Source organism: Streptomyces sp. DG1A-41 (genome assembly GCF_037055355.1).
Taxonomy (GTDB): domain Bacteria; phylum Actinomycetota; class Actinomycetes; order Streptomycetales; family Streptomycetaceae; genus Streptomyces.
Genome location: NZ_CP146350.1, coordinates 5,080,867 through 5,097,434, shown reverse-complemented (window position 1 = coordinate 5,097,434; position 16,568 = coordinate 5,080,867). Strand labels below are relative to the sequence as shown.

The window sequence follows — 16,568 nt, the reverse complement described above, 5'->3', positions numbered from 1 at the left end:
AAATTTCTGAAAGAAGCGTACGTTCTGAAGCATGACGAAGGCCATCACCGTCTCCGGACTGCACAAGTCCTTCGGACGGACCCACGCACTCGACGGGCTCGATCTGGAGGTCGCCTCCGGCGAGGTCCACGGCTTCCTCGGCCCCAACGGCGCGGGGAAGTCCACCACCATCCGGGTCCTGCTCGGCCTGCTGCGCGCCGACTCGGGCGCCGCGCAGATGCTCGGCCGCGACCCCTGGAGGGACGCGGTGGAGGTGCACCGCCGTATCGCCTACGTCCCCGGGGACGTGACGCTGTGGCGCAACCTCTCCGGCGGCGAGGTCATCGACCTGTACGGCAGGCTGCGCGGAGGGCTGGACCCCCGGCGCCGCGCGGAGCTGATCGAGCGGTTCGAGCTCGACCCCACCAAGAAGGGCCGCACGTACTCCAAGGGCAACCGGCAGAAGGTCGCCCTGGTCGCCGCGTTCGCCTCGGACGTCGACCTGCTGATCCTGGACGAGCCGACCTCGGGCCTGGACCCGCTGATGGAGGAGGTCTTCCGGCGCTGTGTGGCTCAGGAGCGCGACCGGGGCCGCACGATCCTGCTCTCCTCCCACATCCTGAGCGAGGTCGAGGAGCTGTGCGACCGGGTGAGCATCATCCGCAAGGGCCGTACGGTCGAGTCGGGTTCGCTCGCCGACCTGCGCCATCTGACCCGTACGAGCGTGACGGCCGAACTCGCGGCCTCCCCCGACGGGCTGGCGAACCTGCCGGGCGTCCACGACCTCGACGTGCGGGGGCACCGGGTCCGGCTCCAGGTCGACACCGACGGGCTGGACGCCGTCCTGCGGTCCCTGAGCGAGTCGGGCGTACGGTCGCTGACGTCGACGCCGCCGACGCTGGAGGAACTGTTCCTGCGCCACTACCAGGACGAGGCTGGGGGTCCCCCCTGCTCGAGCGAAGCCGAGAGCTTGGGGGAAGCGCGATGACGGCCTTCGCGGTACGGCCCGGCAGCTCACGCCAGCTGGCCGGGACGGGCACGCTGCTGCGGTTCGCCCTGCGCCGCGACCGGCTGATGATGCCGGTGTGGATCGCGGTGAACGCCCTGATGGTCCTCTCCATGCCGAGCACGCTGGAGGGCCTCTACGGCACCCCGGCCGAACGCGCCGTCCTGATCCGGCAGATGGAGACCAACTCCTCGCTGCGCGCGATGGTCGGCCCGGTCTTCGGCGACTCGCTGGGCGCGCTGACGGCCTGGCGAGCCGGCGTTTACGCGGGCGCCCTGGCCGCCGTGATGAGCCTGCTGATCGTCGTCCGGCACACCCGGGACGAGGAGGAGAGCGGCCGTCAGGAGCTGGTGGCGTCCGGGATGGTGGGCCGCCGGGCCTCCCTGACGGCGGCCCTGCTGGCGGCGGCGGTCGCGAACGCGGTGCTGGCGCTGCTGCTGACGGCCGGCCTGGCCGGCCAGGGTACGACCGGGGCACTGGCTCTCGGCCTCGGCATCGCCGGGGTCGGCATGGTGTTCGCCACGACGGCGGCGATCGTCGCCCAGCTGACGGAGAGCGCGCGGCTGGCCCGCGGTCTGACGGCGGCGGTGCTGGGCGCCGCGTTCGTGCTGCGCGCGGCGGGCGACTCGGCGACGCACGACGGCTCGTCGGTCCTGACGTGGCTCTCGCCGCTGGGCTGGCTGGAGAACCTGCGGCCCTACGCGGACGAACGCTGGTGGGTGCTGGCGCTGCTCGCCGGGGCGGTCCTCCTCCAGGGCGCGGTGGCGTACGAGCTGGCCGGCCGCCGGGACATCGGCATGAGCTTCCTGCCCACCCGGCCGGGCCCGGCCACCGGCCGCCTGGGCAGCGCGGGCGCGCTGGCATGGCGGTTGCAGCGGGGCAGCGTGCTGGGCTGGAGCATCGGCTTCCTCCTCGCCGGGGTCGTCTACGGCGGCATGACCGAGGGCGCGGCCGACCTGGTCGGCGACAACGAGAACGCCCGGCGGATCTTCGAGCGGATGGGCGGCCGGTCCGGCCTGACGGACGCGTTCCTGGCGTCGATGGTCGGCATGCTCGGCCTGGTGGCGGCGCTGTACATCGTGGCGTCGGTGCTCCGCCTGCACGGCGAGGAGACCTCAAGCCGGGCGGAACCGGTTCTGGCGAACGCGGTCGGGCGCCTGCGCTGGGCCGCCGGCCACCTGGTGATCGCCTTCTGCGGGGCCGCCCTGATCATGCTGCTGGCCGGGCTCGGCCTCGCCGTCGGCTACGGAAAGGAGACCGGGCCGATCCTGGGGGCGTGCCTGGTGCAGCTGCCGGCGGTGTGGGTGATCGGCGGGGTGGCGGTGCTGCTGCACGGCGTACTGCCCCGGGGGGCCGTGGCGGCATGGGGCGTGGCCGGGGCGGTCCTGCTGATCGGCTGGGTCGGCCCCGCGCTGGACGTACCGCAGACCGTGCTGGACCTCTCCCCCTTCGGCCACCTGCCGAAGCTGCCGGGCGGGGAGATGGAGTGGGGGCCGGTGGTGGTGCTGATCGGGTTGGCGGCGGTGTTGGTGGCCGCGGGGCTGGCCGGGTTGCGGAGGCGGGACATGATCACGTGATCAGTCGACGTACTGCTCGAGCTCCTCGGCGTCGAGTTCGATGCCGACGGGATCGGGGAGGGTGACCTTGCCGCCGAGTCCGGACATGTGAGTGGTCCGGTAGCCCCCACCTCCGGGTCCGGTGCGCTCGAACACGTCCACCGACGACTGAGACGACGCGCGCTCTGCCACAACCCTCATGGCGCCTCCCTTCGTGGGCACGCACCAGCTCGGCGAGCTACCGGCGCCCCTCACGCCGATTCGACCGGTGATCACCGAACGGGTGATCACCCCACCTCGACGGCTAGCCCCTCCAACCCCCGGATCACGAAGTTCGGCTTACGGACAGGCTCGGCGGCCAGTCGCAGCGTCGGCGCCCTCTCCAGCAGCGCCCTCATCGACGCCGCCAGTTCGATGCGGGCCAGGGGTGCGCCGATGCAGTAGTGGATGCCCGCGCTGAAGGAGATGTGGGGGTTGTCCTGGCGGGTCAGGTCCAGGGCGGACGGGGTCTCGAACACCGTCGGGTCGTGGTTGGCGGAGCCGAAGAGCAGGGCGACCTCCGCGCCGCGCGGGATCGTCGTGCCGGCGAGTTCGATCTCGTCCAGGACCCAGCGCTCGAAGAGCTGGAGCGGGGTGTCGTAGCGCATGAGCTCCTCGACGGCGGAGGGGATGAGCGTGTGGTCCGCACGCAGCACCTCCAGCTGGACCGGGTTGCGGAACAAGGCGTACCAGCCGTTCACCGTGGCGTTCACCGTGGCCTCGTGGCCGGCGTTGAGGAGGAGGACCGCCGTCGAGATCATCTCCTGCTCGGTGAGGCGGTCGCCCTCGTCGTGGGCGGCGATCAGGCCCGAGACGAGGTCCTCGCCCGGCTCCTTGCGGCGGGCCGCGATCAGTTCGCGCAGGTAGTCGGAGAACTCCACCGACGCCCTGACCGCCTTCGCCGCCGTCTCCTCGGACGGGTTCAGCTCGTACATCCCGCAGATGTCCGCCGACCAGGGGCGCAGCGGGGCCCGGTCGGACTCCGGGATGCCGAGCATCTCGGCGATCACCGCCACCGGGAGGGGTTCGGCGACGTCCTTCAGCAGGTCGCCGCCGCCCGCATCGACCAGCTCTGAGGCGAGCTCGTCCGCCAGGCCCCGCACGTACGGCTTCAGCCGCTCCACCGTGCGCGGCGTGAACGCCTTCGACACCAGGCGCCGGATCCGGGTGTGGTCCGGCGGCTCCAGGTCGAGCATCCCGTGGTCGTTGAGCGTGTGGAACGGCTCCTGCTCCGCAGGCGGCGCGGTGCGGCCGAAGTCCTCGTGCGTGAACCGGTGCTGGTACGTCCGGCCCAGACGCCGGTCGCGCAGCAGCGCCGAGACGTCCGCGTGATGCGGGACGAGCCACTGGTTCGTGGGCTCGAAGTAGTGCACGCGGCCCCGGGCACGCAGCTCGGCGTAGGCGGGGTACGGGTCGGCGAGGAAGGCCGGGTCCCAGGGGTCGAACGCGAGGTCGGAAGCAGCTGCCATGGGCGGACGCTAGCCCGTCGGGCCGGGCTCTGACCAGGGGTGCTGTGCTTGGAGCGCCTCGGTGAACATGGCAAAGGAGCCGGTGGGGAGTAAGAGCGTGCCGTGGGAGGGGTTCTTGGGGTCGCGTACGGCTGTGCGGTTGGGGTGGGGGGCGATCGGGGCCGGCAGCCGCTGGCCAGAGACGGCAGCCGGGGCAAGTACGTGCTCACTCAGCGTGAGTTCGAGCGAGGTCGCGCCGTGGATTCAGGAGTGGTCTGCTGGATGTATCACGTAGGAGGGCGTGACGATGCGCTTCAACCGGAACTCCGTCCTCGTCCCCACGCGGACGCCCGCGCCGACCGGAACCGGCGGAGGGTTGCTGCCGAAGCGGGATCTCGCAGCCGCCTGGTTCCTCGTCGTCCTGATCGCGGCGCCTGCATGGGCGCTGACGATCGGCCAGGCCCGGGACATGGGGGTCGAGCCCGGCACGATGGGGATAGCGCTCCCCCTGTTCCTGCTGCTGTGGGTGACGATGATGGCGGCCATGATGCTGCCGTCGATGGCGCCGGTGGCCATCACATGGGTGCGGGGGATCGGCCGTCAGTCCTCCGGCTGGACCCGGGCCGCTCGCACCGCCGAGTTCCTCGGCGGGTACCTGATGGTGTGGACCGCCTTCGGAGCGCTCGCCTATGCGGGCCTGGCCTTCACCGGCGATCTGGTGGCGGATCACCCGACCGCGGGACGCTGGATCGGCTTCACCGCGTTCCTGCTGGCGGGTCTTTATCAGCTCGGCCCGCTGAAGTACGTGTGCCTGCGGCACTGCCGCGATCCCATGAGCCACCTGATGTATTACGCCGGCTTCCGGGCACCGGCGCGCGATCTGCGGGTGGGCGGCCATCACGGCGTCTACTGCGTCGGCTGTTGCGCTGGGCTGATGGTGGTCCTGATCCCGCTCGGTGTGATGAACGTGGCGGCCATGGCCGCACTGGCCCTGGTGGTCTTCGTGGAGAAGCTGTGGTCCGGGGGCCCGCTGCTCGCCCGGGTCGTGGGCTTGGCGTTCCTCGTCCTGGCCGTGCTCGCGCTGTTCCAGGACTGGCTGCTGCCGGGTCTGCGGGACTCGATGCCGCCGATGGACGGCATGTGACGTGTGCTGCCGATGGACGGCATGTGACGTGTGCCATGCGCGCTCTCGTCAGGCACGTCCCTGGCTGGCTCCTTCGGTCTCCTCACTGCTGAAGACGTAGTCGGCCGTCTCGCCGTACGACGCCTCGTAACTCAGCCCGAAAGCATCGGAACGCCCGCTGGACCTGCCGACCTCGAACTCGGGAGCGAACCCGAACATGGCGTTCTTGATCTTTGTCGAACTGCCGTCGGGGCCGGTGAGCGGCTCGTAGGACAGCTCCGTCCTGCCCTCGACCCTGAGGCCGGGCCTCTCTCCGTCCGTGAGGGACACCTTCGCCCGCTCCATTCCCAGGTACTCACCGTAGAATTGCGAGAGCTGGCCGAACGGACCGCCTTCGCGGCCGGAGAGGATGCGCTCCAGGGCGTTCGCCTGATCGCCGCTCGCTGCGCTGTCCACCACGAGGCCGACCTTCCAATTGCCGGAGGTCAGGTTCGACGGGAAGTGGTTGTAGAAGGCGAAGTCCACACCGGACAGGTCGACATCGTCCAGATTCCCGTCCGCAACGTGGAAGACGGCAGTGCCCAGGCAATCGGTCTCGCCTTCGGCGTTCCTGGGCTGCCCGTCGTACGGGCAGCTGCACAGCACGGCGCACGAGCAGCCGGCGACGTACGTGCCGGATATGGTCCACGACATGGCTGTCCCCTTCTCCGAGGGTGTAGCGGCCGAAGTCGCACTTACTTTTACGCTAGGCCTGTCAAATCGGCATGTAAATGTTGTTTCCCGGCAACCACGATGAGCGGAGCCGGCTGAGTCGGGGCCGGTCCAGTCAAAGGGGAAGTGTTTGCTCGACTTTCCCGACCGGTCCCAGGTGAAGCCGAACGCGTTGGCCCGATCAGTGGTGGCGCGGCCCCAGGTGGCGATCTGGCCGGGTCCCACCTCGGCGCCGGGAGCGTTGTGCACCTGCACCCGTGCGCCTTCCGGGGTGGTCGGGCCGGTCAGCGCTTCGGCGGTTGCCATCACCTTTCCGGGGATTTCCGCACGCCAGGCGGACATGTCCTCGTCGACCTCGATGCGGATGGGGGCGAAGTCCATGCCCCTCATCACGGGGCCGAAGATCTCGCCGAACTCCGCGGGCCATCCGCCCGCCTCACCGCCGAAGATCGTCTGGAGGGCGGCGCGCTGCTGCTCGTCGGCGCGTTCGTCGAAGAACACCGCGGCGTAGGCGTCCGTGTGCTCGCGGGCCCAGGCGTTGCCCACGAAGGAGCCGAGCATCAGTACGTTGAGGCCATCGAGCCGCACGTCGCCGAAGTTGCCCTCCCTTATGTGCCAGGAGAGCACGCCCTCGCAGTCACCGTAGGTCGGGGCCTGCGCGAACGTACAGGGGCACGGGATCGCGCACTTGCACACATCGAACCAGTCGCCTGCCAGATGCCACGGCGGGTGGCCGGTGGTGGGTTGCTCTGTCATCTCGTTTCCTTCCGCCTGTCTCGCGGAAAATCACTCCCCTTCTTCCAGCTTGCTCCTCGTCCGTTCCGCGGGCGAGGTGGCGCCAGACGGGTGTGACTGGTGGTGCTGGTGAGGCTGTGGTGCGCGGAAGTCCGATCACACCAAGGCGTTCTCCGTCTTCCTGCCTCGCCGCTGTCCCTGGGCGTTCACCCCGGCGTCACCAGCCGCGCCTCGTACGCGAACACCGCCGCCTGTGTCCGGTCCCTGAGCCCCAGCTTCACCAGGACCCGGCTGACATGCGTCTTGATCGTCGACTCGGCGACCACCAGCCGCTCGGCGATCTCCGCGTTCGACAGGCCCTGCGCGATGAGGACCAGCACCTCCGTCTCCCGGTCGGTGAGGTCGCCGTACGCCGCCTGCGCGGAGGGCATGAGGCGCGGCGTCTCGGCGAGCCTGGAGAACTCCGTGATCAGCCGCCTGGTCACCGAGGGGGCCAGGAGAGCCTCACCGGCGGCCACGACCCGCACCCCGTCGGCGAGCTGGCGGGCCGAGGCGTCCTTGAGGAGGAACCCGGAGGCTCCCGCGCGCAGCGCCTGGTAGACGTACTCGTCGAGGTCGAAGGTGGTGAGCACCAGCACCTTCGCCGCGCCGTCGGCGGCGACGATCTCACGGGTCGCCTCGATGCCGTTCAGCTCGGGCATGCGGATGTCCATCAGCACGACGTCCGGGGCGAGTTCGCGGACCTTCGCGACGGCATCCCGGCCGTTCACCGCCTCGCCGACGACCTCGATGTCCGGCATCGCGTTCAGCAGGACCGAGAAGCCCTCGCGCACCATCATCTGGTCGTCCGCGATCAGCACGCGAATGGTCATGCGTCATCCTCGTCCGGCAGGCTGACCGGCAGGAACACCGTCACCTCGTAACCTCCGTCGTCCGTCCGGCCCGCCGTCATCTCGCCGTTCAGCATCGTCACGCGCTCCCGCATGCCCGTGATGCCGTGCCCGGCGCCCGGCGAGGGCTTGATCAGGCCGGGGTTCGGCGGCGGGCCGTTGACTATGCGCAGGCCCAGGCCGCCGAGAACGTACCCGATCTCGACGCGGGCGCTCGCACCCGGCGCGTGCCGCAGGGTGTTGCTCAGGGCCTCCTGCACGATCCGGTACGCCGACAGCTCCACGCCCTGCGGCAGCTCGCGCACCGCGCCGGTCGCCACCTTCTCGACACCCAGTCCGGCCTCCCGGACATTGGCCAGCAGCCCTTCCAGGTCGGCGAGCGTGGGCTGCGGGGCGTCCGGGGCCTCGTAGTCCTCGGCGCGGACGACGCCCAGGACGCGGCGCAGCTCGGTCAGGGCCGCCACCGCGTTCTCCCGGATGGTGGCGAAGGCCTTCTCCAGCTCCGGCGGCGGGTTCTCCACCCGGTAGGGCGCGGCCTCCGCCTGGATGGCGACCACCGACATGTGGTGGGCGACCACGTCGTGCAGCTCGCGGGCGATCGTCGTGCGCTCCTCCAGCAGGGTGCGGCGGGAGCGCTCGTGCGCGGTGACCGTCTGCTGGGCGGTGACCTCCTGCTCCGCGTGGCGGCGGACGTGCCAGACGGTGACGCAGAGCAGGATCATGGCCGAGAAGACCAGCATGGGGCCGGAGTTGGTGCTGTAGAGGTGGGTCGGGCCGATGCCGGTGTCCGCGAGGAGCGCGTACAGCGCCGTCAGCGCCCACATCCACCCGGCCGCGCGCGGCCTGGTGCGTATGGCCACGACGGTCAGCACGGTCAGATGGCAGGCGAAGCTGCCGGGGGACCACGGCCATTCGCCATTGCTGCCGAGCAGGGCGGCCAGCGGAGTGAACGCCATGGACGCCCAGAACGCTCCGACCGGCCGGATCATGGTCAGCAGGACCGGGAGCACGGTCAACGGCGCGACCAGCAGCACCTCGCCGTCGGTGTCTGCGCTGGTGAGGGTCAAGGTGAACAGGGCCGCCATGGCTATCAGGGCGTGCGGCGTCCAGGTCGCGTACTCCCGCAGGCGTCCGGGCAGCTGCCGGACGATCCGCCCGTCCGTGCTCCTGCGCGGCAGCGGCCGGTAGGCGAAGGCGTCGTGGATGAGGTCCTGCCGCAGCCCGCGCAGGGAGTCCACGGCCACCCGGTACTCGGGACTGCGCGTCCTGGCCCCGTCCACCGGCGGCGTGCTCTGCACGTGAGTCGTCTCGGTCACGTACAGAACGGTAAAGCGCCCGCACTTCCCGGTCGTCCCCAGTGAGAGGGGTTCCACAGCGTCCCTCTCAGGTACTACGAGGGCCATGGGCACGTACGACGAGGCCACGGGCACGCCTCAGTACCCCGACGGCCGGACCAGCCCCGACTCGTACGCGAACACCGCCGCCTGCGTCCGGTCCCTCAGGCCCAGCTTCACCAGGATCCGGCCCACATGGGTCTTCACCGTCTGCTCGGCGACGAACAGCAGCTTGGAGATCTCCGCGTTCGACAGGCCCTGCGCGATCAGGGCGAGCACCTCCGTCTCCCGCTCGGTCAAGTCACCGATCCGCTCCTTGAGCGGGGCGCGGGGTCGGCCGTCCAGCCGGGAGAACTCGGCGATCAACTTGCGGGTGATGCCCGGGGCGAGCAGCGCGTCGCCGGCCGCGATCACCCGGACCGCCTCGGCGAGCTGCTCCGACGACGCGTCCTTCAGCAGGAACCCGGAGGCTCCGGCGCGCAGCGCGTCGTACACGTACTCGTCGAGGTCGAAGGTGGTGAGCACCAGCACCTTGATGTCCGGGGTCGCGGTGGTGATGCGCTCGGTGGCCTCGATGCCGCCGATGCCGGGCATCCGGATGTCCATGAGGACGACGTCCGGGGCGGTCTCGGCGGCCTTCGCGATGCCGCCCTCCCCGTCCTTCGCCTCGCCGACGACCTCTATGTCGGGCTGGGTGCCGAGCAGCACGGTGAAACCCTGCCGGACCATCGCCTGGTCGTCGACGATGAGGACCCGGATGGGTCGGCCGGAGCTGCTCGTCATGGGGTCCCTCCCCGGGGATCGGTGGTGTGGTCGGTGGAACGGGCGGTGCCCGGGGTGTCGGCGGGCGGGGTGTCCGGGAGGAACGCGGTGACCTTGAAGCCGTCCCAGTGCCACGGGTGCGCCGTCATGGTGCCGCCGAGCATCGCGACCCGCTCGCGCATGCCGAGCAGTCCGTGCCCCGCTCCCGTCGACGGCGGCGCGGGCCCGGTCGGCCGGCCGTTGACGACCTCCACCTCCAGCCCGTCCGGCTGATACGTGAGACGGACCGTGGCTCTCGCGCCGGGCGCGTGCCGCAGGACGTTGCTCAACGCCTCCTGCACGATCCGGTACGCCGACAGCTCCACGCCGGGCGGCAACGGCCGCCGCTCGCCGTTGATCTCGGTGATGACCTCGCGGCCGGCGGCCCGGGTGTTCTCCACCAGCGCGTCGAGCCGGTCGAGGGTGGGCTGGGGGGCGTGGCCGGCGGTGTCGCCACCCGGGCCGGGGGGCTCCCCCGGCCCGGGGTGCTCCGAGCGCAGCACGCCCAGCACCCGGCGCAGCTCGGTCAGCGCCTCCAGCGCGTTCTGCCGGATGCCCGCGAGGTTCTCCTTGAGTTCGTCGGGCGGGTTCTCGACGAGGTGCGGGGCGACCTGCGCCTGGATGGAGATGACCGACATGTGGTGGGCCACCACGTCGTGCAGCTCGCGCGCGATGCGGCTGCGCTCCTCCAGCAGGGTGCGCCGGGTGCGCTCCTCGGCGGTGAGCGTGGTCTGCTCGAAGAGTTCGGCGCGGGCCTCGCGACGGCCGCGCAGGGCGGTGCCGAGGACCACGACGACGGCGAACAGGGTGACCGCTAGGACCCCGGTGGGCTGATAGTCGGCCGCGCCCAGCAGTCCCTGGACGACGTAGGTGAGGAGCACGGTCAGCGCGAGCGCCTCGGCGGACACCCGGGTACGCACGCGCAGGGCGAGCAGCAGCAGCACCGCCAGGTGTCCGATGATCCCCGCCGACGTCCAGGGCCAGGTGAAGTCGTGCGCGCCGCCTGCCAGCAGCTGGCGGCGCACCTCGATGGCGCCCAGCACCATGGCCACCGTCGAAAGCCACCACGCCGGGATGGGCCGCCACAGCGCGAGCAGCACGGCAGCGCCCTGCGCCAGCCCGAGCAGGAAGGCGATCTGCGGGCCCACCCCTCCGTTGTCAACGAGCTGCGCCACCGCGCCGAAGGTGACCCCGAACGCAACCAGGCACAACAAGCCGTGCGGAAACCAGCGCAACCACAGGAGGGGCGGCAGCGGATCCGCCCGGAAGGTCCACAGGTCCTCGCGCAGCACCCGCAGCCAGCCCCCGACGCGCGCCCGCAGCGCGCGGCCCACCCCCGTGTCCGTCACGCGCCCCAGCCTAGACATGAGGTGCCTTCGCCGCTGTCCCACGGTCGGACGGATGGTGCGCTCGCACCACCCGCGACCTGCGGCCCCGGCCGCCCGCGCCCTGCCCGAAGAACCGGAAGGCGGCCCAGCAGGCGGCGAGGGCCAGGGCGAACACGGGCAGCCAGAGCAGCCGGGCCCCGACCCAGCCGAGACTGTCGGGCAGCGTGTGCAGGCCGGGGAGCCGGCCCACGAGGAGGCCGGTGGCCGTCGTGGCCATCAGGGCCGTCTGGTGCCACAGGAAGACGGTCATCGCGGAGAGGTTGACGAGGGCCACCGCCGCCCACGCCACGGGCCGGCGCATCGCCCGCCGCAGCCGCTCGCGCAGCAGCAGGGCGAGACCGCACTGGGCCAGCCCGAAGGTGACGACGGCCAGCGTCGGCGGGTCCAGGTTGGACATGCCTTCCCCCGGGACACCGACCATCGACGCCGGATAGCCCGCCCACGCGACGAGCCCCGCGGTCGCCGCCGCACCGCCGGCGAGCAGGACCCAGCCCGCGCGGCGGCGCTCCAGCTCGCCCCGGGTCCAGGCCGCGCCCAGCGTGTAGGGCACCAGCCAGCCCGCCGCCACGTTCACCCAGCCCAGCCAGGAGGGGCCGCCGAGGCCGAAGCGCAACAGGTCCACGTGCAGCACGACGGTTAGCGGCCAGAGCGGGTGGAGCCGGGTCAGCAGCGGGGTCGCCGCCGTCAGGGCCGCGAACACCACGAGGAACCACAGCGGGGACAGGGCCAGTTTCACCAGCGTCCGTATCGTCCCGAACTCGGCGCCCGACAGCAGCAGGGCGAGCACGGCGACCGTCCACAGGCCGAGGACGGCGGCGACCGGTGTGAACAGCCGGGTCAGCCGGGCCGTCAGCCAGCGGTGGTACGGGATGCCCCGGGCCCGGGCCGAGGCCAGGCCGCGCGTCGCCACATGGCCGCCGACCAGGAAGAACACGGCAAGGGTCTGGAACAGCCAGGAGACGGGCGTCAGCCAGGGCATGTGCTGGAGCGGGCTCGCCGTGCGCAGGGCGCGGCCGTCGGCGACCAGGGCCGTGACCAGCCAGTGCCCGAGGACGACGCCGAGGACCGCGGCGGCGCGCAGGGCGTCCACGGCCCGGTCGCGGTCGGCCGGGGTGGCCGCACCGACGCGTTCGGCGCCACGGCGCACCGCATGCCGGACACCTCGTACTCCGGGTTCTCCGACGTCAGTCACTCGTGCTCCGACGTCAGTCATGAGTCACCGCCTTGGTCTCGCCCAGGACGATCCGGGTCAGGTTGGTCAGGGAGGTCGAGCCGGGGCTGAAGTAGTCGCTGTGGCCGCCGTCGCCGGCCGCGAAGACCCGGGCGCCGAAGGCCGGGGAGACGGGGTCGGTGCCGAAGCCGACGGTGGTGCCGAACAGGTCCGCGCTGACGTGCGGGACGTCCTCCACCCAGTCGTCGTCACCGCGGGCCGCCCAGACGCGGGCGCGGGTGTGCAGGGCGGCCACGGAGTCCGCGCCCGTGCCGGGGCTGCCGACCAGCGCGATGTCGTCGACGGCGAGCCCGGCGGCGGCACGGCCGCAGACGACCGAGCCGTAGGAGTGGCACAGCAGCGAGATGCGCGGTCCGCCGCCCGCTATGGATCGCAGGTCGGTGACGAGCGCGCGCAGGTGCGGGGCCGCCTGCTCCGCCCGGCCGGTCGTCGTGACCGTCGCGCTGACCGTGCCCGGCGTCTCGTAGCCCAGCCAGGCCACGACCGCCGTGCGCGTGCCCGCGGGGGCCTGGCGGACGAGCCGCCCGTACAGCGCGGCGGCGGCCGCGTGGAACCGGCCGTAGGTGTCCAGGCCGGTGTCGGAGCCGGGGACCAGGACGGCGATGCGGTCGGCGCGGGCTAGGTCGCCCAGGACCTCCGTCACCCGGCCCGAGCCACGGCCGTCGAACCGGAGGAGATGCCGGGCCGGGGCGGCCAGGGCACGGTCCGTCGCGGCACGGTCCCGGTCCTGGTGGGCGGCGGCCGTCCGGGCCGCTTCGGCGGCGTTGGCACGGTTGGCCGCGTACGCCTCGTCGAGCGTCGACGCGCTGAGCGGAGCGAGGGAGGCGGGTGCCGGCGCGGGGATCTCCGGGCGCCCCGCCGCGGAGAGGGGGAACACCACCGCACCGGCGATGAGGGCGGCGAGCGCGGCGCGACGCCATCGGCCGCCGCGGCGCCGACCGCCGTCGCCACGGCGGTACTTCGCTGCGGGCCCCATGGTCGTCCCCCTCCAGCGCACCCGGCCATCGGGTCCGCGTGGAAGGGAAGTTACGGAGCGGGACTCGTCGTCCGCGTCACACCGCGGAGCTCACCTGCGGCCTGGCTCTCAGGTACTACGGGTATGACCTACGGGATGGCCGGGGACCGCTCCTACGGGCATCCGAGGAGGGCCGCCAGGCACCGCAGGAGAGCCGCTCAGACACCGCAGGAGAGCCGCTCAGGCACCCCACAAAGGCCGCTCACCAGGCCAAGAAAGCCCGCTCACCAGGCCAGTTGCGCGATCTCCTCCACGACCACCGCGCACGCGTCCGCCGCCGGATCGATGAGCGGGAAGTGCCCCACGTCCTCCAGCAGCGTCACTCCCACCATCTCCCCGGCCTTCGCCGCCGCGTCCGCGTACGACTCGGCGACCACCTGCGGCACGTCGAGGTCCGTGCGGCCCTGGACGAGAGTGGTGGCGATGCCGGTGGGCAACAGCAGCGCCGGGTCCGCGTACGGCTGCCGCTCGGCGAAGCGCTCGTCCCCGCCCAGGAGTTGACGTACGGCACCGCCGCACACGTCCAGCTTGTCGGCGACCGCGAGGTCCGCGATCGGGGCGAGGGCGACCACGCCGCGCAGGGCCGGCGGGCTGTCGGCGCGCCAGGGCGAGCCGTCCGGCAGGACGTGCCGGGCCGCGGCCCACAGGGCGAGGTGCCCGCCCGCCGAGTGCCCGGTGAGGACCGTACGGCGCGGATCGGCCTGCGGCAGCAGCTCCCGGACGAGCGCCGGGAGGGCGTCCAGCGCGGCCGCGACGTCGTCGAAGGTGTCGGGCCAGCGGCCCGCGACGGCGTCGTCGTCACCGCCGCGCCGGTACTCGGCACTGGCCACGGCGAACCCGCGACGGGCGAGGAACTCAGCGAACGGGCTGATGTGACGCCGGTCGTACGGGGCCCGCCAGGCACCGCCGTGCAGCACCAGGACGACCGGGGCGGGCCCGCCCGGGCCGCCCTCGGTGCGCGGGGCGTAGAAGTCGATCACCTGGTCGGGATGGTCACCGTAGGCAGCGGTCACGTCGGGGTCGACGGGCGCGTGGGAGAGCGCCGACTTCTCCTCGGCGGCGGCCCGTGCTGCTGCGACGTCGTCCGTCATGCTCCAACCTCTCAGCGATCAAACGTAGATGGCGGACCAGGTGGGATCCGGCCGTTGGCCGGGACGGTATCAGGCAGGTGACGTGGGCGGACACGGGGATGTCACGCTGGGTGAAGACCGAACGGCCCCCGCGGCGGCAGAGGCCGTTCGCATTCGTCACGGGGAGCTCACCCCAGCGTCTGAGCCAGCACCCGCGCCGCCCGCTCCACGTCGGCGAAGCCCACGTACAGCGGTGTGAAGCCGAAGCGCAGCACGTCCGGCGCCCGGAAGTCGCCGACCACACCCCGCTCGATGAGCCGTTTCATCACGTCACCGGCCCCGTCGCAGCGCAGGGCGACCTGGCTGCCCCGCTCCGCGTGCGGCACCGGCGTCAGGCACTCGACCCGGCCCTCGGGCACGTACTCCGCCACGCACTCCAGGAAGAAGTCCGTCAGCGCGAGCGACTTGGACCGCACCGCCTCGACCCGCACCCCGTCCCACACCTCCAGGGCCGCCTCCAGGGCGAGCATGGAGAGGATGTCCGGCGTGCCGACCCGGCCGCGCAGGGCGCCGGGGGCCGGCTCGTACCCGCTCCGCATCCCGAACGGCTCGGCGTGGGAGTTCCAGCCGGGCAACGGGGAGTCGAAGCGGTCCTGAAGCTCCCGGCGCACGTACAGGTACGCCGGTGAACCCGGCCCGCCGTTCAGGTACTTGTAGGTGCAGCCGACCGCGAGATCCACGCCGTGCTCGTCCAGCCCCACCGGCAGCGCGCCCGCGCTGTGGCACAGGTCCCAGACGACGTACGCGCCCGCCCCGTGCACGGCGGCCGTCAGCGCCGGCAGGTCGTGCAGCCGGCCGGTGCGGTAGTCGACGTGGTTGAGGAGGACGGCGGCGGTACGGTCGCCCAGCGCGCCCGGCACCTGAGCCGGTGCCACCGGCCGCAGTGTGCAGCCGGTCATCCGGGCGGCGGACTCGGCGATGTACCCGTCGGTCGGAAAGGTCGTGGCGTCGACGAGGATCTCGTCGCGGCCCTCCCCCGCCATCCGCACCGCCCCCACAAGTGCCTTGAACACATTGACACTTGTCGAGTCGCCCACCACGACCTGCCCGGGGGCCGCCCCGACCAGCGGGGCGATCCGGTCACCGATCCGCTCGGGCGCCGTCCACCAGCCTCTCTCCTCCCAGGACCGGATGCGCAGCTCGCCCCACTGGCGGCGTACGACGTCCTCGACCCGCCCGGGGACGACGGCCGGCAGCGCGCCGAGCGAGTTGCCGTCGAGGTAGACAACGTCATCGAGGACGAAGGCGTCCCGCTTGCCGCGCAGGTCGTCGGCGGCGTCCAGCTTCTCCGCGCGCATCGCGAGTTCAGACATGGGACCGCGCCGTCCACAGCTCGGGGAACACCTGCTTCTGCGCCCGCTTCTCCAGCCAGGCCACCCCGGCGGAACCGCCCGTGCCGGTCTTGGCGCCCATCGCGCGGCGCGTGGCGACGAGGTGGTCGTTGCGCCAGCGCCACACCAGCTCGGCGACATCGCTCAACGCCTCGCCGAGCCGGGCGAGTTCGTCGCTCTCGTCGCCCGAGTAGACGGCCGTCCAGGCGGCCTCCACCTCCGGGGACGGCTCGTAGCGCAGCGACACGTCACGCCCCAGCACGGCCTGAGGGATGTCGTACCCGCGCCGCGCGAGCAGCCGCACCACCTCGTCGTAAAGGCTCGGCTCGTGCAGCGCCTTCTCCAGCTCGGCGTGCACGCGCGGCGCGCCCCGGTGCGGGACCAGCATGGACGCGGACTTGTCGCCGAGCAGGAACTCCATCCGCCGGTACATCGCCGACTGGAAGCCGGAGCCCTCGCCGAGGGCGGACCGGTAGGAGTTGAACTGGGCCGGCGTGAGCTGGCCGAGCGGCTTCCAGGAGGCGTTGAGCGCCTCCAGCTCGCGTACGGACCTCTTCAGCGCGGCGGTCGCGGTGGGTACGTCGTCGCCGCGCAGCGCGTGTGCCGCCGTCTCCCACTCGTGGACGATGACGGTGAACCACAGCTCCATCACCTGGGTCGTGACCAGGAAGACCATCTCTCCGGGGTCGTCGGAGAGGGTGTGCTGGAGGTGGGTGAGCACGTCCGCCTTGACGTAGTCCTCGTACGGCGTCGTGCCGTGGAAATCGAGATGCGGGGTCTCGGGCTCGTGAGCCTCGTGGGACATCGCTGTCTCCTGCGTGTAACTCCGGGTAGCGGTCCGCCCCTGCCGA

Annotated in this window: 15 protein-coding genes and 1 pseudogene; 3 read left to right on the top strand and 13 right to left on the bottom strand. The window is 72.0% G+C overall.

Annotated features, from left to right (window positions below; all coding sequences use genetic code 11):
* The first annotated feature begins 31 nt into the window (after positions 1-31).
* Together V8690_RS23815 and V8690_RS23810 are read left to right on the top strand one after the other, a co-directional pair.
* Entirely contained in the window at positions 32-967 is a 936-nt protein-coding gene (locus V8690_RS23815; RefSeq protein WP_338781896.1) for an ABC transporter ATP-binding protein, read from the top strand.
* The gene (locus V8690_RS23810; protein WP_338781895.1) at positions 964-2,562 is read left to right on the top strand and encodes an ABC transporter permease; all 1,599 of its coding nucleotides are present in this window, start codon (positions 964-966) and stop codon (positions 2,560-2,562) included. Before V8690_RS23815 ends, V8690_RS23810 begins: the two co-directional genes overlap by 4 nt.
* Here the strand turns inward: V8690_RS23810 and V8690_RS23805 are convergent, their stop codons facing one another.
* Both V8690_RS23805 and V8690_RS23800 read right to left on the bottom strand, forming a co-directional pair.
* On the bottom strand, positions 2,563-2,742 hold the full coding sequence (locus tag V8690_RS23805) for a hypothetical protein (protein ID WP_338781894.1): 180 nt from the start codon (positions 2,740-2,742) through the stop codon (positions 2,563-2,565).
* An 86-nt stretch (positions 2,743-2,828) separates the two neighbouring features.
* The gene (locus tag V8690_RS23800) at positions 2,829-4,049 is read right to left on the bottom strand and encodes a cytochrome P450 (RefSeq protein ID WP_338781892.1); all 1,221 of its coding nucleotides are present in this window, start codon (positions 4,047-4,049) and stop codon (positions 2,829-2,831) included.
* A gap of 286 nt (positions 4,050-4,335) precedes the next feature.
* Here V8690_RS23800 and V8690_RS23795 point away from each other — a divergent pair, with 286 nt between their 5' ends.
* A complete protein-coding gene (locus V8690_RS23795; RefSeq protein ID WP_338781890.1) occupies positions 4,336-5,172 on the top strand; it encodes a DUF2182 domain-containing protein in 837 nt (278 codons plus the stop codon).
* Positions 5,173-5,220: 48 nt separating this feature from the next.
* Here the strand turns inward: V8690_RS23795 and V8690_RS23790 are convergent, their stop codons facing one another.
* The 11 genes and pseudogenes from V8690_RS23790 to V8690_RS23740 form a co-directional block, all read right to left on the bottom strand.
* Complete coding sequence (locus V8690_RS23790) at positions 5,221-5,844, bottom strand: DUF1326 domain-containing protein (protein WP_338785435.1); 624 nt, start codon at positions 5,842-5,844, stop codon at positions 5,221-5,223.
* A gap of 117 nt (positions 5,845-5,961) precedes the next feature.
* Positions 5,962-6,618 (bottom strand): annotated as a pseudogene (locus tag V8690_RS23785) (DUF1326 domain-containing protein); the annotation flags it as partial.
* Positions 6,619-6,803: 185 nt separating this feature from the next.
* Entirely contained in the window at positions 6,804-7,469 is a 666-nt protein-coding gene (locus V8690_RS23780) for a response regulator transcription factor (protein WP_338781888.1), read from the bottom strand.
* On the bottom strand, positions 7,466-8,803 hold the full coding sequence (locus V8690_RS23775) for a histidine kinase (protein WP_338781885.1): 1,338 nt from the start codon (positions 8,801-8,803) through the stop codon (positions 7,466-7,468). The genes V8690_RS23780 and V8690_RS23775 overlap by 4 nt, the downstream gene beginning before the upstream one ends.
* Before the next feature lie 117 nt (positions 8,804-8,920).
* Complete coding sequence (locus V8690_RS23770) at positions 8,921-9,604, bottom strand: response regulator transcription factor (protein WP_338781883.1); 684 nt, start codon at positions 9,602-9,604, stop codon at positions 8,921-8,923.
* Complete coding sequence (locus tag V8690_RS23765) at positions 9,601-10,989, bottom strand: sensor histidine kinase (protein ID WP_338781881.1); 1,389 nt, start codon at positions 10,987-10,989, stop codon at positions 9,601-9,603. The genes V8690_RS23770 and V8690_RS23765 overlap by 4 nt, the downstream gene beginning before the upstream one ends.
* Positions 10,982-12,223, bottom strand: a complete 1,242-nt coding sequence (locus V8690_RS23760; RefSeq protein WP_338781880.1) for an acyltransferase — start codon at positions 12,221-12,223, stop codon at positions 10,982-10,984. The genes V8690_RS23765 and V8690_RS23760 overlap by 8 nt, the downstream gene beginning before the upstream one ends.
* Entirely contained in the window at positions 12,216-13,217 is a 1,002-nt protein-coding gene (locus V8690_RS23755; RefSeq protein WP_338781878.1) for an alpha/beta hydrolase, read from the bottom strand. Before V8690_RS23755 ends, V8690_RS23760 begins: the two co-directional genes overlap by 8 nt.
* 263 nt (positions 13,218-13,480) lie before the next feature.
* Positions 13,481-14,347, bottom strand: a complete 867-nt coding sequence (locus tag V8690_RS23750) for an alpha/beta hydrolase (RefSeq protein WP_338781876.1) — start codon at positions 14,345-14,347, stop codon at positions 13,481-13,483.
* 167 nt (positions 14,348-14,514) lie between these two features.
* Positions 14,515-15,699 (bottom strand): kynureninase, encoded by a 1,185-nt coding sequence (kynU, locus tag V8690_RS23745; protein WP_338781874.1) that lies wholly within the window; start codon positions 15,697-15,699, stop codon positions 14,515-14,517.
* Positions 15,692-16,522: a tryptophan 2,3-dioxygenase family protein gene (locus V8690_RS23740; RefSeq protein WP_338781873.1), complete on the bottom strand. Its 831-nt coding sequence runs from the start codon at positions 16,520-16,522 to the stop codon at positions 15,692-15,694. The genes kynU and V8690_RS23740 overlap by 8 nt, the downstream gene beginning before the upstream one ends.
* Positions 16,523-16,568: the final 46 nt, after the last annotated feature.